This window comes from Streptomyces sp. NPDC033221 (genome assembly GCF_055577005.1).
In genome coordinates this window covers 44,367-63,845 of the sequence record NZ_JBVIQN010000021.1, presented here as the reverse complement: position 1 = coordinate 63,845, position 19,479 = coordinate 44,367, and the positions used below count along the sequence as shown (strand labels likewise).

Sequence of the window (19,479 nt, the reverse complement as noted above, 5' to 3'; positions counted from 1 at the left end):
CGGGATGATGAGCCGGTGGATCCTCCGGCCGGCATACTCACGGCACTCGCGGGACGGGTCGCGGGGGAGGCGGCGAAGCCGCTCCTGGGGCGGGTCAGACGCGAGTTGGTCAAGCGCGGGCTGAAGAAGCCCAAGGACGCCGTGGGGGTACTGGCGACCCTCGACGGACCGCACCGGGGGCGGTTCAGCCCACCGCTGGCGTCCGTCGGGGAACTGCCGCCCGGTGTCACCCACGCGCAGATCAAGAAGCTGGCGCAGCAGCCCACGTTCACCGCGCTGGCCCGCCAGCTGATCGCCGTGTACCTGTGCTCGGACGACGGCCGGCGTGGCCAGGAGAGCCGGGAGGAGGTGAGCGTCAGCCTCCGCGAGCAGGAGCGGCGGGAGAGCCGGCGGCAGGTCGAGGAAGGGCTGCGGATCTTCTTCCGCGAGTCGCTGGGCCCGGGGGCCGCGCTGGACTTCGGCCCGTACTTCCGTGCGTTCTTCGCGGTGTTCGACGAGAGGTGCCGCAGTGTCGCCTCCGGGATCAGGGACGCCTGCGCGGAGCCGGACCAGGCCTTGGCCTGGGCGGGGCACACGCTCACCCTCGCCACCGTCAACCGCATCGAGCGCAACGTCGCCAAGCTGCAGCACATCGCCGTACTGCACCGCACGGAACGGGCGCCGCGGCACGAACGGGAGCGGTGGCAGCAGGAGTACAACGAGGCGTTCCGGTACCGCAACGAGCGGATCGAACTGCCCGACCTGGAATTCCGTACGCTGATCCACTACACGCAGATCTTCGTCAGACCCACGGTGTCCATGCTGACCATGGACCCGGGCGGGGAGCCCGAGGCCGGCTCCTCCAGGGAGGCGGTGTGGCGCCAGGGGTTCTCCGGGCTGCTCGACGCGCTGGACCGTACGGTCGTCCTGGGCGACCCGGGGGCGGGCAAGTCGACGGTGAGCCAGGTGCTGGCGTGCCAGTGGGCCGCCGAGGGTCGCGGGGTGGCGTTCCTGCTGAAGGTGCGGCAGCTGACGTTCAGCAGGAGCGGATTCCATCTCGTCGCCGAGATCGAGCGGGTGCTGCGCGACGTGTACCAGAAGCCGGCACCCGCCGGGCTGGTCGAGGAACTGCTGCTGAACGGCTCCGCGCTGGTCATCTTCGACGGACTGGACGAGCTGCCGACCACCGTACGCGGCCGCGCCGCCAGCGACGTCATAGAGGCGGCGGGCAGCGCCTACCCGCTCTCCCGGTTCATGGTCACCTCGCGGCGGCTCGGGTACTCCGCGGTCCGGCTGGACCAGGAGGTGTTCTGCGACTACGCCCTCCAGCCGTTCTCCGAAGGCCAGGTGGAGGAGTACGTCGGCAAGTGGTTCACACGCCGGGCGGGGGCGCGCGACGAGACGGTGGAGCTGCTCGTCGACAATTTCATGGAACAGAGCAGGAGCATCCCCGACCTGCGCAAGAACCCGCTGATGCTGGCCGTGATCTGCCTGCTGCACGCGGGCCACAACGAGATCCCGCGCAGCCGTCCGAAGATCTACAAGAAGTGCGTCGAACTGCTGCTGCGCACGTGGGACTCGCACCGGGGGATCGGCGAACCGGTCTGGGACCTGGAGGCGCTGGAGGTGGTGCTCGGCGAGATCGCGTACTACACCCTGCTGGCGCCGGAGTACCGGTACGGCATGGACCAGGCACAGGTGCAGAAGATCGCCGTGACGAACCTGCTCACGGAGGCCGTGCCGGACCGGCCGACCGCGGTGCAGCTGGCGAAGCGCATGATCGCACTGTGCCGGGGCCGGGCCTGGATGTTCACCGACACCGTCGGCGGCAGGCCGGGCGAGGAGCGTTACTCCTTCACGCACCAGAGTTTTCAGGAGTACTTCGCGGCGCAGTTCCTGGTGCGGCACGCCGACACACCCGAGCAGGTCGGCAAGGAGATCGCCCGCCACATCGGGCAGGGACGTCTGGAGATCTTCTCGCAGATCTGTCTGTCCCTGGCCGCCGCGAAGTTCGAGCGGGGCGCCTCGCGCGTCTACACGTACTGCCTGCGGAGCAGCGGTGACGCCCTGGCATCGTGGCGGCCGCGGCTCTCCGGGCCGGAGGAGGCCGCGGTCATCGAATTCCTCGCCAAGAGCGCGGACATCGTGATGCTCAACGGCGAGGCCCTCCAGATCATCGCGGACCGGGTCGTCGCCCGCCTGGCGAGCGGTGCGCACGCCCACCTCGCCCGGCACCTCCTGCGGGCGGACTTCCGGCACGCCGACTCGATGCAGCACCTGATCGCCGGCTCTTTCCGTACGGTACGGAGCCGGCTGCCCGAGGCGTTCGACCCGATGGTGGCCAAGCACCTGTGGGCCTGGGAACTCTGCCTCCGGGAAGGCGTCGTCGAACTGGACCCGCGCCGGGGCCTGACTCCGGAAGTCGTCCGGCTCTTCGAAGGCGGGCTGCACTACCTGCGGGGCGGCGGCGCCTCCTGCACGGCCCTGTGGATCGCCGGACAGCTCGGTGCGCCCCGGCCCGACCCCGCCGTGCGGGACCGCTGCGTACACCTTCTCGAAGGCCTGCGGGAACTGGCCGAGACCGGCAGCATCGAGCAGGGCGAGGCACCGGCGCCACCGTACGACCTGTTCAAGAGGAGTGAACAGAACGCGCGGACGATGTCGTCCGCACTTCTGCGATCCCCGCGGTATTCCCCGGAAGCCGCGGCCGGCCTCGCCTACCTGGCCATGGCCTACTGCGAGCTGATGGCTCAGAACCAGCCCGGAATCATCACCGAATCCCACCGGATACTGGGCGACTTCATGCGGGCACGGACCACCCGGAAGCCGGAACACCTCCCGCGCGGTTTCGGCAAGCTGAGACGCGGCGACCGGGAGCGCATCGCACAGTGGGCCGCGGGCCACCTCCAGTTCTTCGAGTGGGTCGACGGCAGTGTCTCGGTCTCCTGAGAAGGCCGGGGCCGGGCGGCGGGGCGTAGGAAAGTCGGCGGGGCGACGGTTCACCGTTCACCTTGGCCGCCCGGTGCCGGGTCCCTAATCTGGAACCTCGGCTCGTCCGTCCGAGCCCCGGGGGAACCGCATGGACGAACATTCCGCAGCGCCCGGGAGCGGCGCCGCGCCCGCTCCGAGCGTCCGTGATCTCGCCGGGCGGGTGGTGGCGAAGTGCGCGCCGGAGGAGGCCGCATACTTCGATCTGACCGCCGACGCCTACTTCGCGGGTACCGCACCGCGGCGGACCGCCCGGTGGCCGGCTGCGCGCCGGATGCCCTCGGGGTTCGGCGTCCCGGAGGCGACGGCGCTGGTCACCCCCATCGTGCTGGCGGTGCTCACCGGCACGGCCTCGGACCTGCTCGCCGGGTGGCTGCGGGCCACCGGCGGACGCCGGTGGCGGTGGCGCTGGTGGCGGCGCAGGCGTCCGGCGGCCTCCCGGACCCGGCTGGTGGCGCCGGACGGCGCCGACTGGGACACGCTGGAACGGCAGATCGCGGCAGCCGCTCTCCGCGAGGCGGCCACGCCCCGGCAGGCAGCGGCCATCGCGGCGGCGGTCCGCGCGGAGTTGGAGCCGCCCGCCTCCACCGAACCGCCGCCGATCGTCGCCGCGCCCATCGAACCGCCCCCGGCCGTCCCCGCACCCGCCCCCGCGCCGACGGAATGACCGGCCATGACGGGCACCACCACCGCCCCGGTTCCGCTTCCGTACGGCGGCAGGCCGCGGCCGGGCACGCCCCCGCCGCCGTCCGCCACCGTCACCCGTTTCGCCCTGCTGGCCGAGACGGCGGCGCCCGCCTCGGTCACCGTGGTCTTCGCCCCGCTCCACCACGGCCGTACGGGCCGCTGCGTGGGCTTTCCGGGCCGCTACCGCATCGTGCTGTCCCTGGGCCTCGCGGTGCACCACGCACAACACTCGCATCTGCTGCCCGGCATCCTGCGCCACGAGCTGGCGCACGTCCGCAACCGTGACATCGGCATCACGCAGCTCACCATCGCCCTGTGGTGGGCCTTCCTGGCGACCGTGGCCGTGCCCGGGCTCCTGGCGTCCGTCCTGCTGGGGCCGCTCGACATCCGTTACGCGCTGGCCGAGACCGCGGTGGCCCTGCTGCTGCTCTGGTTCGAGCGGGCGGCCGTTCTCCGGGCCCGGGAACTGCTGGCGGACGCGGCCGTTCGGTACCAACGACCTGGACATCGCGAAGGTGCTGGAGAACGCCGAGGTGTACTGCGCGTACCGGTTCCAGGAACGCGGCACCGCGGGCGGGCAGGCACTCACCCCGCCGCGCCTGACTACCGCAGCTCCTCCTCCGCGTACGTGAGGAAGCTTCGGGGCGGGCGGCCGGTCACGCGCTCGACGGTGTCAGTGGTGCGGTCCTCCGCCCCTTCGGAGACGGAACGGTCCAGATCGGCCAGCAGCGTGGCGAAGTCCTGGGGCATGCCGGTGGCCAGACGGTCGCGGAACTGCCCGTGGGTGAGGCGCAGATGGGTCACCGGCCGGCCCGTGACGCGGGTGACGACGGCGGCGACCGTGTCGTAACTCAGCGCTTCGGGACCGGTGATGACCAGATCGGTGCCGGGCGCCGTCCGGTCGGTGAGGGCGTGCGCGGCGACCGCCGCGATGTCGTCCGCGTCGACGAACCCGACACGGCCGTCGCCGGTCGCGGTCGAGATGACCCCTTCCTCGCGGATGCTCCGCGCATGCAGATGATCGCCGCCGAAGTTCTGCATGAACCACGACGGCCGCAGCACGGCCCACTCGTCGAACAGCCCGGGCAACAGGTCGTGTACGCGGCCGACGGCAGGGCCTCCCCGGGCGATGGCCGAGGAACCGAGCAGCACCACGCGCCGCACTCCGGCGGCGCGGGCCCGGTCGAGGAAGGGCAGCATGACGGCGGCCGGGTCGCGGTCCCCGACGGGCGGCACGAGGTAGAGACCGTCCGCACCGTGCAGGGCCCCGGCGTGCGTGGCCGGGTCGTACCAGTCGAAACGGACGGGTTGGGCACCGGCCGACGGTGTCGCCCGGCGGCTCGCGGCCCGGACCTCGCAGCCGAGCGCGGCGAGCCGGGGCACGAGGCGGCTTCCGGTGGTCCCGGTGGCTCCGGTGACCAGGACGGCCGGGCGAGGGCGGGCTGTTTGCGCGGCTGTCATGGGGTGTTCCGGGCTCCTCACGGTGCGGTGGGCGACGACTTGGCCGCGTTCATGGACGCGGGGACCGCGAGCGGGTTCCAGTAGTCGCGGTAGCGGGTGATGCGGCCGTTCCGGGCGGTCAGCACGACGACGTACGACAGTTCGTACGGCTCACCGGTGGCCACGACGCGGCCGGTGGCGTGCCATTCGACGACGATGGTGTCCGGATCGTCGGTCAGGTGGATCTTCAGGTGGGGGATGTCGCGGAGGTCGAGGAGCTCCGGGTAGTCCCGCAGGTAAGCGGCCACCGCCGCCCGGCCCGCAAGCTTCGGCGGGTAACCGTCCGGCGCGAACGGGAACTCGATCAGCACGTCCTCGGCGCACAGAGCCGCCCAGCCGTCCATGTCCTTGTCCAGTAGCAGGCGCACGGCGTGCCGGAACAGTTCGGCCGGGGGGAGCGGGTCGCCGGATGGGGCCCGGTGGGCGGGGGATACGGAATCGGGCATGGCCGAACCCTTCCTCTATGCTGGCGATTGGATGTGGACCGCGAGTCCGTTTTCACCATACGGACCGCTGGTCCGCTTTGTAAAGGACGAAGGGATGGCCCGTTGACCAAGGGAGAGGCCGTGAGCGCACGCAAGGAACGCGTGGACGCCGTACGCAACCGGGAGGCCGTACTCGCCGCCGCCGACGACCTCTTCGCCCGCAGCGACAGTCCCCGCGGCGTGTCCATGGACGACGTCGCGGCGGCCGCCGGGGTCGGCAAGGGCACCCTCTTCCGCCGGTTCGGCGACCGCACCGGCCTGATCCGCGCCCTCGTCGAGGCCCGGATCGAACCCCTGCGCCGGGCCGTCGAGGACGGACCGGCACCACTCGGGCCCGCCACCCCGCCCCACGAACGCGTACCGGCCCTGCTCGACGCCGTCCTCGGCTTCAAGCTGGCCAACCGGCACCTCTCCCTGGCACTGGAGGAGGCCGGCAGCGGCAGCCCGTACCAGGCGGAGCACTACCAGTGGTGGCACACCACCCTCCGGCAGACGCTGGACGGCCTCCCCGGCCTTGCCGACAGCGGCTTCACCGCGCACGCCCTGCTGGCCGCGACCCGCGCCGACCTGGTCGAACACCTGGCGGGCACGGAAGGCATGACGGACGGACGGATGCGGGCGCACCTCGCCGCGTACGCGAAGCAGGTGCTGGGCCGGTAGGCCGGCAGAACCCGGGCGCGGGCCCGTCAGCCGTACGCGGTCTACGCCGTGAGGTAGGACAACGCCACCGCGACGTGCACGGCGGCGCCGACCGCGAGGGCCGGTTCGTCGTGCACGACCCGGCTGGAGTGGTTGTCGGGCGCCTGACCGGGCGTCTGCCCCGGCGGGCAGGCGCCGAGAAACGCCATGGCACCGGGCACCCGTTGCAGGACGAACGCGAAGTCCTCGGCGGCCATGATCGGGTGGGGCAGCGGATGGACCTGCCCGGGGCCGAGCAGCTCCGTCGCCGCGCGGGTGACCAGGGCGGTGAAGCCGGGGTCGTTGGCCACCACCGGCGTGACGTCCGGCAGGTCCACGTCGGCGGTCAGGCCGTGTGCCGCCGCCACACCGTCCGCCACCCGGACGATGCCGTCGTGGACCTTCTTGCGGGTGGCGTCGGACAGCGTACGGAAGGTACCGGCGATCTCCGCCGTGTCGGGGATGATGTTGGACGCCGTACCGGCGGTGACGCGGGTGACGGTCAGGACCGCCGGTTCGAAGACACTGACCGTACGGGTCACCATCGTCTGCAACGCCTGGACGATCTCGCAGGCCACCGGCACGGGATCCAGCCCCCGATACGGCGCGGCGGCGTGCGCGCCCCGGCCGCGCACGGTGATGGCCAGCATGTCGGCGGCGGCGGACTGCGGGCCGGGCCGCAGATGGACGGTCCCGGAGGCGTGCCGGGTGGTGATGTGCAGGGCGAACGCCGCGTCCACCGGCCTGCCGTCCGGTGTCTCCAGCACACCTTCCCCGATCATGGGCTGCGCACCCGCGCAGATCTCCTCGGCGGGCTGGAACATGAACACCACCCGGCCCGCCAGCCGGTCCCGGCGGGCGGCGAGCAGCCGGACGGCGCCGAGCAGCATGGCGGTGTGGGTGTCGTGCCCGCAGGCATGCATGACGCCCGGAGTGCGGGAGGCGAAACCGAGCCCGGTCTCCTCGGTCTGCGGGAGGGCGTCCATGTCGGCACGCAGCAGGATCGTCCGCCCCGGCCGCGTACCGGTCAGGGTGGCGGTGACGGAGCTGAGCCGGTCGCCCGTGGTGACGGCCAGCGGGAGGCCGGACAGCTCGCGCAGCACCGTCTGCTGCGTACGGGGCAGGGCGGCGCCCAGCTCGGGCGCGCGGTGGATCTCACGGCGTACGGCGGTGATCCGCGGCAGCAGCCGCCGGGCGTCCTGGAGGAGCGTGCCGTCGCTGTCGTCTCCCATGGGCCCATGATGAGATCGCGGCGGCCGTCCGGCCAGGGGGCGCCTCCTGGATCCGGCCGAAGTTCCGCGGGCCAAAAGCGGCGGTGCGCAAGCCGTCCGTACGGCCCGCGCACCGCCGCGGATCAGGCGGTGTCCGCGGCCTTGCGGGAACGCAGCCGGGTCAGGACCAGATGCGCCACGACACCGAAGACCAGGCCCCAGAAGGCCGAGCCGATCCCCGCGATCGTCACCCCGGACGCGGTGGCCAGGAACGTGATCAGGGCCGCCTCACGGTCCTTTTCCTCCTTGACCGCGCCGGTCAGGCCACCGGCCAGCGCACCGAACAGCGCGACCCCGGCCACCGCGGCGACCAGCTCCTTGGGCAGCCCGGCGAACAGCACGACGAGCGTCGAGCCGAACGCGCCGATCAGGAGGTAGAAGAAGCCGCAGGAGACGCCGGCCACGTACCGGCGGCGTGGGTCCCGGTGCGCCTCGGGGCCGGTGCAGATCGCCGCGGTGATCGCGGCGAGGTTGATCGCGTGCGACCCGAACGGCGCCAGGGCCGTGGACGCCAGCCCGGTCGAGCCGATCAGCAGCCGGTCCTTGGGCTCGTAACCGGAGGCGCTGAGCACGGCCATGCCGGGCGCGTTCTGCGACGCCAGGGTGGCCAGGATCATCGGTACGGCGATGCCGATGAGCGAACCGGCCGAGAACGACGGGGTGGTGAACACCGGCTTGGCCAGCTCCACATGGTCGATGTGGATGTCCAGCCGCGAGGTTACCGCGCTGAACACCACCCCGGCGGCCAGCGCCAGCAGCACCGCGTACCGCGCGATGAAGCGCTTGCCCAGCAGATACGCCACCAGGACCGCGCCGGCGATCCACGGCGCGGTCTTCAACGACGTGAACACCCCGGTGCCGAAGGAGAACAGGATGCCCGCGAGCATCGCCGACACCACGGCCGTCGGAATCTGCCGCATCAGCCGGCCGAACACGCCGGTCAGCCCGACGAGTGTGATGACGAGCCCGGTGACCAGGAAGGCGCCGATGGCTTCGGCGTAGGAGTACGCGCCCAGGCTGGTGACCAGGAGCGCCGCACCCGGGGTCGAGAAGGCCGTGATGACCGGCATCCGGGTGCGCAGGCTGAGCGCGATGCAGGTGACACCGCTGCCGATGGAGATCGCCCACACCCAGGAGCTGGTCTGCCCCTGGTTCAGATGCCCCGCGTTGGCGGCCGCCAGCACGATGACCAGCGGCCCGGAATACGACACGACGACGGCCACGAAACCGGCCAGCACGGCCGACAGCGAGGCGTCGCGGAACAGCCCGGGCCGCGGCTGCGGTGAGCCGTCCGGGGGTGAGCCCTCCGTGGGGGGACCGGCCGGCGGCTCCGGTGGGGGAGTGGTGCCGGTCGGCTGGATGTTGCTCGTGGTGTCCGAACTCAACGGTCTTCCTTTGCGGCGCGTTCCAGTGCCTGCTCCAGGTCGGCCACGAGGTCGGCCGGATCTTCGAGCCCGATGGACAGGCGGATCATGTCCTTCGGGGAGGTGCTGCCCGGCCCCTCGAAGGTGTAGCGGTGTTCGACCAGACTTTCCACCCCGCCCAGGGACGTGGCCCGGATGAAGAGTTCGCAGTTCTGCGCCGTACGCAGGGACCGCTGCCAGTCCCCGGCGACGTGCAGGGACAGCATCCCACTGAAGCCTCCGCTCATCTGCCGGGCCGCGACCGGGTGGCCGGGATCGCTCGGCAGCCCCGGGTACGCCACCCGGCTGACGTGCGGATGGTCGGCGAAGTGCTCGGCCAGCGCCTGCGCGGTGGCCGATATCTGCCGCATCCGCGGGAAGAGCGTACGGATGCCGCGCATCAGCAGGTACGTCTCCAGCGGACCGAGGATCGGGCCGGTGAGCCTGCGGTGCAGCCGCAGCCGCTCCCACAGCGCCTCGCGGGCCTCGGCCGCGGCGTCGTCCGCCCCCTCCGGCTCCGGCGCGGCGACGAGGAAGCCGGCCACCACGTCGGTGTGGCCGTTGAGGTACTTGGTGCCCGAGTGCATGATCAGGTCGGCGCCGAGCGTGAACGGCCGGGCGTGCACCGGCGTCGGCACGGTGTTGTCCACGGCAAACAGCGCCCCGGCACGGTGCGCGATCTCGGCACAGGCCGCGAGGTCGGTCACCAGCCAGGTCGGGTTCGCCGGGGACTCCGCCCACAGCAGCGCGGTCGGCGCCGCCGCCACCGCCGCGGCCACCGCGTCCAGGTCGTCCATCGGTACCCGTACGACCTCCAGGCCGCGCGGACCCCCGAACTCGGCGAGCCACTTGGTGAGCCCGAAGTACATGGTCTGCGGCACCACGACCCGCGCCCCGGCCGGCAGCACCTGGAACACCGCGGTCGCGGCGGCCATCCCGGAGGAGAACACCAGCGCGTCCCGGCCCCCTTCGAGTCCCGCCAGCACCTGCTCCACCTGCTCGTATCCGGGAGTGCCCTGGTCGCGAAGGTAGGCCAGACCGGCCGGCGAGCGGTACTGCTCGTCCCGCGCGAACGTCGCCCCCAGCTCGATGGGCGGCGGTATCGATCCGGTGGCCGGCGAGCGCCAGCCGTCGCCCTGGGCGGCGCGGGTCGCCGGGCGGTACTCCTGCCGCCAGGGGGTGAAGGTGTCACGGACGTTCATCAGGGCCTCGCAGTCAGAGGGTCGAGAGCGGTACGCAGGGCGAGTTCGGCGTCCATCAGCGCGCGCGAAGGAGCGCCGGGGGACGGAACGTAGTGGTTGTAGTAGCTGGAGCCCTCGGTGTGCGGACCGAGGAAATACAGCCTGGGCTGCACGGTTCCCGCGGGGTCGATGCCGCGGCCGTCCCGGGTGACGTGCAGGCCCGTGGCGCTGCCGCCGTGCCGGGCGAGGGTGGCGACCCGGCCGGCCGCGACGAGCGTGCCGAGCAGCGAGCCGGGCACCTGGTCGGCGGGCGGTTCGGCGACATGCGCCGCCACCACGTGGTCGACCTCGACGGTCTCGGGCCGCTCCAGGCAGGTCGACTCCAGACGCCACGACGCGGCGTTGCCGGACGGCGCGAGCACCTTGGGCCGCGGCCCGGGCCCCAGCCGCAGCACGCCCGCGTCGAGCAGCGAGAGCAGTTCGGCGGAGCGGTCCAGCTGCGGTCCGATGACCAGGCGGTTGACGGTGGAGGTGAACGCACCGAAAAACCGGTCCAGCGAAGCCTCGTCGAGGCCCGGCGGATCGACGGCCGCCCGCAGCACGTCCCGGTGGTCGCGCAGCACCTCCAGGGCTTCCTTGCGGGGGCTGCGGCCCAGTCCCGTACGCGCGTCGTCGAGATCCTCCGCGACCCGGTCCGCGAACCAGTCCGCGTACTCCTGAAGTCCCGCCCACTGACGCTCCGCCACCGGCCCGTCGAGCACACCGCGCAACGGGTACGGTCCATGGCGCTCGCGGGACTCGGCGAGCAGCGCCCGCCAGCCGACCTGCCCGGCGCGGCGCGCGAACTCGGCGCCCGCGGCGCCGAAGTCGTCCACCTCCCCGCCCAGCACCGCACGGTAATAGGCGAGTTCCATCTCCGCCTCGACGAGCGGCAGCACGTCCGCGCCGAAATCCAGCCGCCCGCCGGGACGGACGGCACGCCGCGCGTCCAGCTCTTCCACGGTCAGCGCGAGCGGTACGAACCGCAGCCGGCCGGGATTCAGGTACGGGCGGCTGCAGGACGGCAGACCCGTACGGTTCGCGAGCACGATCACCGGCTCACGCCCGCCGGCCACATACCGCAGCCGCCCGCCGCGCACCCCGTCACCCGCGCCCCCGCTCCCGTCCTCGGCCACCCGCTCGTGCCGGCCACCGCGCCCCAGCGTCAGCGACGCGATGACGTCCATGGCGGTCAGGCCCATGCCCAGAACGGCGACCCGCTCACCGGGCGCGATGCCGTCCAGCACATCGGGCAGCGGGTACGGCCGGGAAACCAGGCGCGGTTCCGCGATGGCCTGTTCCGGCTGGTACAGGGAGTGGTGCCCCACGGTGACGAAGACCGCGTCGGCGTCGATGACCGTACCGTCCGCGAGCAGCACACTCTCCCGCTCCGCGGCGCTCGGCCACACGTCCTGAGCCGGGGACCGGTGCCACACCAGCCGCATCCCGTCCGGCGCCGCGGCACGGATCCGGTCGGTGGCCCAGGCGAGGTAGTCGTGCAGCAGCCGCCGGGGCAGATAGTCGTTCGGTTCGATCTCCCGGCCCTCGCCCGCCCGTACGGTGTAACCGTCGGCGCCGATGCGCAGGTCCCGCGAGCGGCACCACTCGTGCAGACCGGGACCGGTCAGCACGGTCGGGCCGTCCACCATCCGCGGGTCGGCGAACGCGGTGACCTGCGCGCACACCGTGTTCAGCAGGAGATGGTCGGGCTGGTCGGCGAGATGGAAACCCGGGCCGGGCGGCCGCGGATCGACCAGGTGGACGGTGACCGGGAACGGCCGCGCCGCGCAGTGGCTGACGAGACGTTCCAGGACACCCAGCCCGCGCGGGCCGACACCGACGACCACGAGGACGGGCGGGCGGCTCGGATGCTCGTGGCTCACCATCGGCGGGTCTCCCCGAAGAAGTTGGGCACGCTGACGGCCGTACCGTCGGCGCGTGCCTGCTGGAGGGCGAACGCGCCCACGGCCAGATCGAGCACGCCGAGACCGAACGGCGAGAAGATCACCGGGCGGTCCGCGGTGAGCCGCACCTCCTCGTTCAGCACCCCGGCCAGCGTCCCGGACACGAAGTCGCGGTTGCCGGTGAGCTGTTCGGCCAGGTGGGGTGAGGTGTTGGCCTTCATGCAGTGCTCCACGTCGTCGAGCACGTTCTGCGCGCCCAGCACCACTTCGGGAGCGAGGTCGCGCAAGGAGACGTTCAGCACCACCTGGCCGGCCTCGAACTGCCGGAACACATACGGCTCCAGAGCGGTCGTGGCGAACACCACCGTCTCCGCCTCCAGCGCCGCACCCAGGTCGCCGGTGACGCTCGCGGGACGCTGCTGGGTGTCGCGCACATGCGCGGCGAGCGCCTGCGCCGACGGTTCGTGCAGGTCGTGGACGACGTACGCGTCCGGCGCGCAGCCCGCGGCGTGCAGATAGTCGCAGATGTTCCGGGCGATGACGCCGCCACCGACCACGGCGATACGACTGCCCGCGTAGCCGCCCGGACGCAGGGCCGTCGCCGCCACCGCGGCGGAGGCGGCGGTCCTGGCGGCGCTGATGTTCGCCGCCTCCAGGACCGCGATCGGATAACCCGTCTCGTAATCGTTGAGGACGAGCACGGCCGAGGCGCGTGGCACCCCGTTCCCGGTGTTGCGCGGAAAGCTGGAAATCCATTTGATGCCGGCCAGTTGGACATCCGCTCCGATGAAGGCGGGCAGCGCGATGATCCGGGAATCCGGCTTCTCGGGAAAGCGCAGGAAATAGCTGTCCGGGTTGACCGTCTCGCCGGCCTCGTGGCTGCGGTAGGTCCGGGCGACGATGTCCAGGACATCGCCGCGCCGGCTCTGCAGCGTCTTGAGTACGGAGTCGCCCGGCACCACGTCGAATGTGAACATGCTGAAGGTCCTGTTCTCAGGCACGCGCCTGGTCCATTTCCGGTTCCGGGCCGATGAGATGCGGCCAGCGTTCGGCCACCCACGCGTCGTCGTAGATGCTCTCCAGATACCGCTCCCCGAAATCCGGGGAGAGGGCCGCCACGACGCTGCCATCCGGAATGTCTTTCGCCGCGTTCCGTACCGCGGCCAGCACGGTTCCGGTGGAACCGCCGAGCAGCAGTCCGCGCTCCTCGGCGAGCACCCGGCACATTTCCACGGCATCGGCCTCCGGGACGAGCACGACGTCGTCCACATACGCCTCGTCCAGGATTTCCGGACGGCGGCTCGTGCCCAGCCCCGGAATGTGCCGACGGGACGGCGGCCCCCCGAAGGTGACCGAGCCGAGCGCGTCGACGGCGATAATCCGCGTCGCCGGACTGTGCTCCCGCAGGAACCCGGCGCAGCCCATCAGCGTCCCGGTCGTCCCGGCGCCGATGAACACGTAGTCGATGTGGCCGAGCGCCTCGACCAGGGCCCGGCCGGTACGCTCCCGGTGCGCCCGCGGCCCCGCCGGATTGGCGTACTGGTTCAGCCAGTACGTGTTCCGCTCACGGCGCAGGCGTTCGCGGATGTAGTTGATGCGGGACTGCAGATAGCCGCCATTGCCGTCCCGTACATCGATCACCACGACCTCGGCGCCGAGCGCCTCCATGAGCCGTATGGACTGGGAGTTGGCGTTCGGATCGGTCACACACGTCAGCGGATAACCCTTCGCCGCGCACACCATGGCGAGCGCCACCCCGAGATTTCCGGAGGTCGACTCGATGAGCCGGGTGGCGGGAAAAGGGCGTCCGGTGTTCTCCGCCTCGGCAACCAGCGCCACGGCCGTCTTGAGTTTCACCGAACCCGCGGGATTGAGGCCCTCGATCTTCAGGAAGACAGAGCTTCCAGGGACCAGTTGGTCGGCCCGGATGAAGAGATCATCCAGGATGAGGTCGTACACTTCTTCTGCTATCACTGGAATCCAAGGTGATGGAAAGTGGGCATACGCAGTGACCGGATCCGTCCGGCGACAAGGTATGCGGAGTCGAGTCACACGCGGTGATCAAGGCACGCAGAAGAGATGAGAAGTTCCCCCGTTCGTATCCCCCGTTGGCCGCCTCGTAGTCCCCCGTAGAACCGTGACGGCGATGCCTGCTCGGAAAGATACCCGTTGGGACAAGATCCTTCCAGCATCCACGGTATGTGAAAGCTCAACAGAGCTGAACTCCCGCCCCGGAATTATCCGTTCAGCCGGGGAGGGGAGCCCCCGCTTCCCACCCCGGCAACAAGCGGAAGTCCCCGTCCGGCACCGGAAAACACCGGGTTCCGCCACCCCACGGGCCGCACCCGTACTGCAGCGGCGGCCCCGGCCGCGGACGGCGGAACTCGGCCAGATTCTTTGCATGTTGTTGACACACCCGCGCCGGTCGTATCCGCACGGGCGGCGGCCACGGGCGGCGGCTACACTGGCCGGGAGCCGCGGAACCGCCGGAGCAGTTCACGGGCGGGAGGGCTGTCCGGATCGAAGCCCTGGATCCCGCCCTGCCCGGCGGGAACGTCCGGGCCCCACAGGCGGGCGCCGTGGCAGTCGTAGCAGAAGGCCACCTGGAAGAGCAGGCCGGTGGCGCCATGCGCTCTGATGCCCCAACCCGGGACGAAACAGCGGTACACGTCGCCGTGCGGCAACGCCTCGATCAGCGCCACGGCTTGGGCCACCTGGTCCGCCTCCCAGATGGCCACCTCGTCGCCCAGCAGATCCTCCGCGCTGATGTGCCGCGCCGGGTCGGTGATGCGGACGACTTCGATCAGCGCGGCCTTCTGGGCCTGGGGGAGCAGCATGCGCACAGGGTCGCAGCTCAAAGCGCCCGGGCGGGCTGTGGGAGCGGCGGAGTGGCCGGGAAGGCCGCCGAGGGATATCCGTGGCCGTGGTCGGTGTACGGATGGCTGCCGGGCGGGAACCCCGAGGCGGGGGCCTTGAGAGCCTGTGCTGCTGGCCGAGGACCTGGCCGGGTTCGTGGCGGCGATGCGGAGCGTCACCGTGCCGGGCGCGCCGCGGGCCCACCGCGGCGGGCCGATCGCCGCGCTCGATGCGGAGACCCGGTCGGAGATCGGGGAGCTGCGCGGCATCTCGGAGGAAGGCGTCGACTGTGATGCGGTGACCGCCGTGTGGGAGGACGCGTTGTCGGCACCGGACTGGGAAGAGGGGCCCGGAGCGGGCGGTGGGCGGATCGGCGTTTGCCTCGCCCGTCCGTCGCGGCCCCCGGCGGACGATGCCCGCGGGCGGGGGACGGCGTGCGTGGACGGGCAAGGCCGAGCGGCTGTGCCGGAACCGCTACGGGGTCAGCAGCTCAGGTTGCCGCCCGTGGACGTGCCCAGGATCTGGGTGAACGCCTTGAAGCTGTTGATCCGGCTCTGCACCTGGCCGGGGTTGTTTCCGTTGCACTCCATGCTGCCGTTGATGCTGCGGATCGTCTCGCCGAAGCCGCGGTCGTTGACGATCGCCTCGTGCGGCGTCATCGTGCCGGGGCCGCGCTGGGTGTTCCAGTACCACAGGCCGGTCTTCCAGGCCACGGCCGAGTCGTTCTGCACCAGGTTCGGGTTGTGCAGCAGGTCGATGCCGAGGGCGTCGCCCGCCGCCTTGTAGTTGTAGTTCCAGCTGAGCTGGATCGGCCCGCGCCCGTAGTACGCGGCCTGGCCCGCGGGACAGCCGTAGGGCCGGTTCCGGTCGCAGTAGTGCGGGTAGTTGTTCGTGTCCTGCTCCACGACGTGGACCAGGCCGCCGGTCTCGTGACCGACGTTGGCGAGGAAGGCGGCGGCCTCCCGCTTCTTGATGGTGTCACTGCCCGTGTTGGCGAACCCGGGGTACGCGCTGAGCGCCGCCTTGAGACCGCTGTACGTGTAGAACCGGTTTCTGTTCGGGAACATCTGGTTGAACTGCGCCTCGCTCACGACGAAACCGGAGGGGTTGGTGCCGCCACCGCAGTTGTACGGCTCCCAGAACCAGGTGCTGATGACCGGGTCGTAGCCCGGGTTGTCGTGCGTGGCGCGGTAGTACTGGCCGTTCGTGTACTTGACGATGTCCCCCGTGCGGTACGCCTTGCCGGCGGTCCACACGGTGAAGTTGCAGCTCGCGGCGGGTGCCGCGGTGCCGGAGGAGGGGGCGGCCGTGGCCGGCGGCGCCGTGACGGTGAGAGTCGCGGCGCAGGCGGCGGCCGAGAGCACGGCGGCTATCCGCTGCTTCAGCATCATGTGATCACTCCTCAGTGCGGCTGGGCCGCGTTCGATCGGCGACGGACCGTCCGGCGCGCGACGAGCACCACGGACCGCGCTCCGGTTCGCAAGCGCGATCACAGGTTGGGGGTACTCAACTCGCCTGGTCTGTACCAGTCAAGAGGGCATCGGTCCAGATTCCGGAACGGTCAGCAAGCGGTCACCGTCGCACGCGAAACGGGCAGTCGGGGCGATATGTTCGGCCCGCCTCGACCAGTCGCCGGGCCCTTCGGGCGGCGGAGTCAGGTGAGGAGGCGGAACAGGTGCGCGCACGCCGCCGCTTCGGTCGGGTGCCGGCTGATGACGTGCCGGGCGCCGCGCTCGTACGCACCGGTCTCCCACGCCCCGTCCGGCGCCCGGCGCAGGAACAGGAAGTCCGGGGGCGTGGGGGCCGGTTCGTGAACACCTTCGATACGGTAGTGGCCGTCGGCCACCCCCGCTGTGCGCAGCGCGGCCCGCAGCGCGCGGCGGTCCGAGGGCGCGTCGAGGGGGAGGGGCATGGGGTGCAGACTGCCACAGACTGCCATGCCGACCAGATCGTCATGGTGACCGCGGTGTGATGGCGGTCAGATCGTCATGGCGGTCACATGCCCGGACTTCACGTCGTCACGCTGTTCACGACGTCGTCACGGCGTTCCCGCCCTCACGGCCCTCACGTGGCCACCGGCGTCAGGAAACCTTGCTCCACGAGCCACTTGACGTTCAGCCGCCGGCCCTGCCCCGGGTCCAGGAACACCGCGTCCAGCTTGATCTGCTGCCCGCCGCCGGGCTGCTCGAACCACGGGGCGATGCTGCCCTGCCACACCCAGAACGGCTTCGCGACCTTGTACACGTGGTAGTCGCACGGCGCGGTGGCCTCGCGGGTGTTGAGGTTCTGCGGGGGCAGCGACCGCTCGGCGTACGCGTCGCCCGCCGGTGCCAGGAACCCGCCGAACTCGGAGCCGAACCGGTCGAGCCGCTGGCCCGGGCGCAGCTTGGCGGGTTCCTTGTCCACCGTGCCGTTGACCTCGCCGAAACCGTCGTTGGGCGGGTACTTCCAGCCGCCCGAGTCGGCGGGCCCGTCCCAGTACTTCTTCAGGAAGGCGGAGGCCGGCAGTTTCCCCGTCCGCCGGTAGCCGTTGAGCAGCGGGCCGACGGGTGCCTGCTGCTTCTCGGGCAGCCACTTCGGGCCGAGCCGGGCGTCACCGTGGAACTTTCCGGTGCACGGTTCGTGCCGCGCGGCCGCGGCCGGTACGGGGCCGGTCCGGTCGTCCGGCTGCGGTGCGGCGCTGGCGGCCGGGGCCGCCAGCAGACCGGCGGCGAGGCCGAGGGCGGCACATACGGTACGTATTCGGTTCACGTGGGAGTCCCTTCACCTGCTGATGACCCACCAGGACGGTCCGCACAGTAGACGTACGGTCTCGGGAGGTGACATGAGCACCTCCCCTTCCGGCCACTTTCGGACAGGGTGGGCAGCCGGCGGCTACGCGCCGGACTCCGGGGCGAAGGCATGGTCCAGGAGGCCGGGTTCAGGGTCGTCAGTGGTCATCGCGCGCTGTTCCGCTCCGCGCTGATGGCCCGCAGCACCTGCTGGGTCAGCTCCCACAGCGCGTGATACACGGTCGTCTGCGCTTCCTGCACGCGGTGGACCGAGGAGGAGGGGATGGCGAACAGGTGGCCGAGCCCGCCGAGTCCGGCCAGCCGGCCGCTGTCGTGGCCCGCGAGCGCCACCGTGACCATGCCGCGCCGGTCCGCCTCCTCCAGCGCCTGGACGACGTTGGCGGGCCCGCCGCTGGTCGACAGGCCCACCGCGATGTCGCCACGCCGCCCGAACGCGGCGAGCTGACGGGCGAAGACCACGTCGAAGCCGACATCGTTGGACAGCGCCGTGACCACCGCCGTGTCGCTGGTCAGCGACAGCGCGGGCAGCGGTACGGCCTCGGGCAGCACCCCGGCGGGTGGCTGCAGGAACGTGGTGACCAGGCCCTGCGCATCCGTCGAGCTGCCCCCGTTGCCGAAGGCGAACAGCCGGCCGCCGGCCGCGAAGCACTCCGCCATGCGCACGGCGCAGCCGGCGATCCGCGATGCGTACTGCTCCGCGACCCGCTGCCGCAGTCCGGTCGTCTCCGCGACCTTGTCCCGGGTGGACCGGACCACCTCGTCGGCCAGGTCGTCCCCGGACGCCCGGCCCGCCGCCGCGTACGGGAACGGGTACGGATACGGAGCCCGTACACCCTCCGGTACGTCAGCCATCGGCGTCTGCCGTCGCGGTCGGCGGCGCCGGCGCGATCGCCTCTCCGGCGTGCACCAGGACGAGGTCGCCGGGAGCGGCCCCGACGAGCGCCACACTGATCTCCACGTCGCGGCCGCCCGCGCCACCGCTCTCCTCGCGGGCCAGCGCCAGGCCGCCCGGCAGCAGCCGCCGCACCCGCATCGGCCGTGCCGCGTCGGAGCAGGTCGCGCACGCCGCACCGTGGACCGGGGACTCCTCGCGCCCGCCGCGCCACGGGCCGAGCCGGTCGAGGAAGACCTGCGTCAGCTCCCACACCAGGTGGTACGCCGTCACATGCACCTCCTTGGCGACCAGCGGGTCCGTACCGCCGAGCACCAGCACGTGGTCCGCCGGCGGCGCGTCCGCGCGGGCGCCGCCGCACAGGACGAGGGTGAGCAGCCCCGACTCCCGCGCCTGGGCCAGCGCCCGGCGCACATTGGGGCAGCGGCCGTCCGGCGAGACGCCCAGCGCGATGTCCCCGGGACCGGCGAACGCCCGCAGCTGATGGGCGAAGACCTCGTCGAAGCCCTGCCGGGCACCGACACCGCTGAGCGTCGCCGAGTCGTTGCCGAGCGCCAGCGCCGGAAGCGCCCGCCTGCCCGCCACGACCGGGTGCATGAACTCCACGGCCATATGGCTCGCGCCCACCCCGGACGCGCCGTTGCCGAACACGATCAGCTTGCCGCCGACGGCGAACCGCCGGGCCATGTCCTGGCAGGCCGCGGCCACCCGCCCGGCCGCCCCGGCGAGGTCGCGGGCGGCCGGGACGCGGCGGGCGAAGACCTCGCGTACGGCGCTCTCGCCGATGACCGGGTGGCTCATCGGCACGCCCCCGGCGGGCTGCC

17 protein-coding genes and 1 pseudogene are annotated in these 19,479 nt (G+C 71.8%); 4 read left to right on the top strand and 14 right to left on the bottom strand.

Annotated elements, in window-relative coordinates:
- The first annotated feature begins 15 nt into the window (after positions 1-15).
- Together ACZ53K_RS25670 and ACZ53K_RS25665 are read left to right on the top strand one after the other, a co-directional pair.
- A complete protein-coding gene (locus ACZ53K_RS25670; protein WP_468840828.1) occupies positions 16-2,928 on the top strand; it encodes an NACHT domain-containing protein in 2,913 nt (970 codons plus the stop codon).
- A 130-nt stretch (positions 2,929-3,058) separates the two neighbouring features.
- Positions 3,059-3,634 (top strand): hypothetical protein, encoded by a 576-nt coding sequence (locus ACZ53K_RS25665; RefSeq protein ID WP_468840827.1) that lies wholly within the window; start codon positions 3,059-3,061, stop codon positions 3,632-3,634.
- Between the two features lie 623 nt (positions 3,635-4,257).
- Here ACZ53K_RS25665 and ACZ53K_RS25660 read toward each other — a convergent pair.
- Positions 4,258-5,115, bottom strand: a complete 858-nt coding sequence (locus tag ACZ53K_RS25660; protein ID WP_468840826.1) for an NAD(P)H-binding protein — start codon at positions 5,113-5,115, stop codon at positions 4,258-4,260.
- A 17-nt stretch (positions 5,116-5,132) separates the two neighbouring features.
- Positions 5,133-5,600, bottom strand: coding sequence for a nuclear transport factor 2 family protein (locus tag ACZ53K_RS25655; RefSeq protein ID WP_468840824.1), 468 nt, complete (start codon positions 5,598-5,600; stop codon positions 5,133-5,135).
- 120 nt (positions 5,601-5,720) lie between these two features.
- Between ACZ53K_RS25655 and ACZ53K_RS25650 the strand changes: the two genes are divergently transcribed.
- On the top strand, positions 5,721-6,299 hold the full coding sequence (locus ACZ53K_RS25650) for a TetR/AcrR family transcriptional regulator (protein WP_468840823.1): 579 nt from the start codon (positions 5,721-5,723) through the stop codon (positions 6,297-6,299).
- Between the two features lie 41 nt (positions 6,300-6,340).
- Here the strand turns inward: ACZ53K_RS25650 and ACZ53K_RS25645 are convergent, their stop codons facing one another.
- From ACZ53K_RS25645 to ACZ53K_RS25615, 7 genes are all read right to left on the bottom strand, one after another.
- Positions 6,341-7,549: a M20 metallopeptidase family protein gene (locus tag ACZ53K_RS25645; protein WP_468840821.1), complete on the bottom strand. Its 1,209-nt coding sequence runs from the start codon at positions 7,547-7,549 to the stop codon at positions 6,341-6,343.
- 122 nt (positions 7,550-7,671) lie between these two features.
- Positions 7,672-8,973: a benzoate/H(+) symporter BenE family transporter gene (locus ACZ53K_RS25640; RefSeq protein ID WP_468840819.1), complete on the bottom strand. Its 1,302-nt coding sequence runs from the start codon at positions 8,971-8,973 to the stop codon at positions 7,672-7,674.
- Positions 8,970-10,193 carry a trans-sulfuration enzyme family protein gene (locus ACZ53K_RS25635; RefSeq protein WP_468840817.1) on the bottom strand — a complete coding sequence of 408 codons (1,224 nt, stop codon included), beginning with the start codon at positions 10,191-10,193 and terminating at the stop codon, positions 8,970-8,972. The genes ACZ53K_RS25640 and ACZ53K_RS25635 overlap by 4 nt, the downstream gene beginning before the upstream one ends.
- A complete protein-coding gene (locus ACZ53K_RS25630) occupies positions 10,193-12,097 on the bottom strand; it encodes an FAD/NAD(P)-binding protein (RefSeq protein WP_468840815.1) in 1,905 nt (634 codons plus the stop codon). Before ACZ53K_RS25630 ends, ACZ53K_RS25635 begins: the two co-directional genes overlap by 1 nt.
- The gene (gene sbnB, locus ACZ53K_RS25625) at positions 12,091-13,092 is read right to left on the bottom strand and encodes a 2,3-diaminopropionate biosynthesis protein SbnB (protein WP_468840813.1); all 1,002 of its coding nucleotides are present in this window, start codon (positions 13,090-13,092) and stop codon (positions 12,091-12,093) included. Before sbnB ends, ACZ53K_RS25630 begins: the two co-directional genes overlap by 7 nt.
- Before the next feature lie 16 nt (positions 13,093-13,108).
- On the bottom strand, positions 13,109-14,089 hold the full coding sequence (gene sbnA, locus ACZ53K_RS25620; RefSeq protein ID WP_468840811.1) for a 2,3-diaminopropionate biosynthesis protein SbnA: 981 nt from the start codon (positions 14,087-14,089) through the stop codon (positions 13,109-13,111).
- A gap of 485 nt (positions 14,090-14,574) precedes the next feature.
- A complete protein-coding gene (locus ACZ53K_RS25615; RefSeq protein WP_468840809.1) occupies positions 14,575-14,952 on the bottom strand; it encodes a hypothetical protein in 378 nt (125 codons plus the stop codon).
- 57 nt (positions 14,953-15,009) lie between these two features.
- On the opposite strand from ACZ53K_RS25615, the pseudogene ACZ53K_RS25610 reads away from it, so the two are divergent.
- Positions 15,010-15,322, top strand: a pseudogene (locus ACZ53K_RS25610) (protein kinase family protein); the annotation flags it as partial.
- 131 nt (positions 15,323-15,453) lie between these two features.
- Here the strand turns inward: ACZ53K_RS25610 and ACZ53K_RS25605 are convergent.
- From ACZ53K_RS25605 to ACZ53K_RS25585, 5 genes are all read right to left on the bottom strand, one after another.
- Positions 15,454-16,359, bottom strand: a complete 906-nt coding sequence (locus ACZ53K_RS25605) for a glycoside hydrolase family 19 protein (RefSeq protein WP_468840974.1) — start codon at positions 16,357-16,359, stop codon at positions 15,454-15,456.
- A gap of 266 nt (positions 16,360-16,625) precedes the next feature.
- The gene (locus tag ACZ53K_RS25600; protein WP_468840807.1) at positions 16,626-16,883 is read right to left on the bottom strand and encodes a hypothetical protein; all 258 of its coding nucleotides are present in this window, start codon (positions 16,881-16,883) and stop codon (positions 16,626-16,628) included.
- A gap of 152 nt (positions 16,884-17,035) precedes the next feature.
- A complete protein-coding gene (locus tag ACZ53K_RS25595; protein WP_468840805.1) occupies positions 17,036-17,722 on the bottom strand; it encodes a TNT domain-containing protein in 687 nt (228 codons plus the stop codon).
- A 185-nt stretch (positions 17,723-17,907) separates the two neighbouring features.
- Positions 17,908-18,615 (bottom strand): D-sedoheptulose-7-phosphate isomerase, encoded by a 708-nt coding sequence (locus ACZ53K_RS25590; protein WP_468840803.1) that lies wholly within the window; start codon positions 18,613-18,615, stop codon positions 17,908-17,910.
- Entirely contained in the window at positions 18,608-19,456 is an 849-nt protein-coding gene (locus ACZ53K_RS25585; RefSeq protein WP_468840801.1) for an SIS domain-containing protein, read from the bottom strand. Before ACZ53K_RS25585 ends, ACZ53K_RS25590 begins: the two co-directional genes overlap by 8 nt.
- Positions 19,457-19,479 lie beyond the last annotated feature (23 nt).

Coding starts and splice junctions, on each gene's coding strand:
- ACZ53K_RS25665 (WP_468840827.1), top strand. CDS start 3,059: ATGGACGAACATTCCGCAGCGCCCGGGAGCGGCGCCGCGCCCGCTCCG.
- ACZ53K_RS25660 (WP_468840826.1), bottom strand. CDS start 5,115: ATGACAGCCGCGCAAACAGCCCGCCCTCGCCCGGCCGTCCTGGTCACC.
- ACZ53K_RS25655 (WP_468840824.1), bottom strand. CDS start 5,600: ATGCCCGATTCCGTATCCCCCGCCCACCGGGCCCCATCCGGCGACCCG.
- ACZ53K_RS25645 (WP_468840821.1), bottom strand. CDS start 7,549: ATGGGAGACGACAGCGACGGCACGCTCCTCCAGGACGCCCGGCGGCTG.
- ACZ53K_RS25635 (WP_468840817.1), bottom strand. CDS start 10,193: ATGAACGTCCGTGACACCTTCACCCCCTGGCGGCAGGAGTACCGCCCG.
- ACZ53K_RS25630 (WP_468840815.1), bottom strand. CDS start 12,097: ATGGTGAGCCACGAGCATCCGAGCCGCCCGCCCGTCCTCGTGGTCGTC.
- sbnB (WP_468840813.1), bottom strand. CDS start 13,092: ATGTTCACATTCGACGTGGTGCCGGGCGACTCCGTACTCAAGACGCTG.
- ACZ53K_RS25615 (WP_468840809.1), bottom strand. CDS start 14,952: ATGCTGCTCCCCCAGGCCCAGAAGGCCGCGCTGATCGAAGTCGTCCGC.
- ACZ53K_RS25605 (WP_468840974.1), bottom strand. CDS start 16,359: ATGCTGAAGCAGCGGATAGCCGCCGTGCTCTCGGCCGCCGCCTGCGCC.
- ACZ53K_RS25600 (WP_468840807.1), bottom strand. CDS start 16,883: ATGCCCCTCCCCCTCGACGCGCCCTCGGACCGCCGCGCGCTGCGGGCC.
- ACZ53K_RS25590 (WP_468840803.1), bottom strand. CDS start 18,615: ATGGCTGACGTACCGGAGGGTGTACGGGCTCCGTATCCGTACCCGTTC.
- ACZ53K_RS25585 (WP_468840801.1), bottom strand. CDS start 19,456: ATGAGCCACCCGGTCATCGGCGAGAGCGCCGTACGCGAGGTCTTCGCC.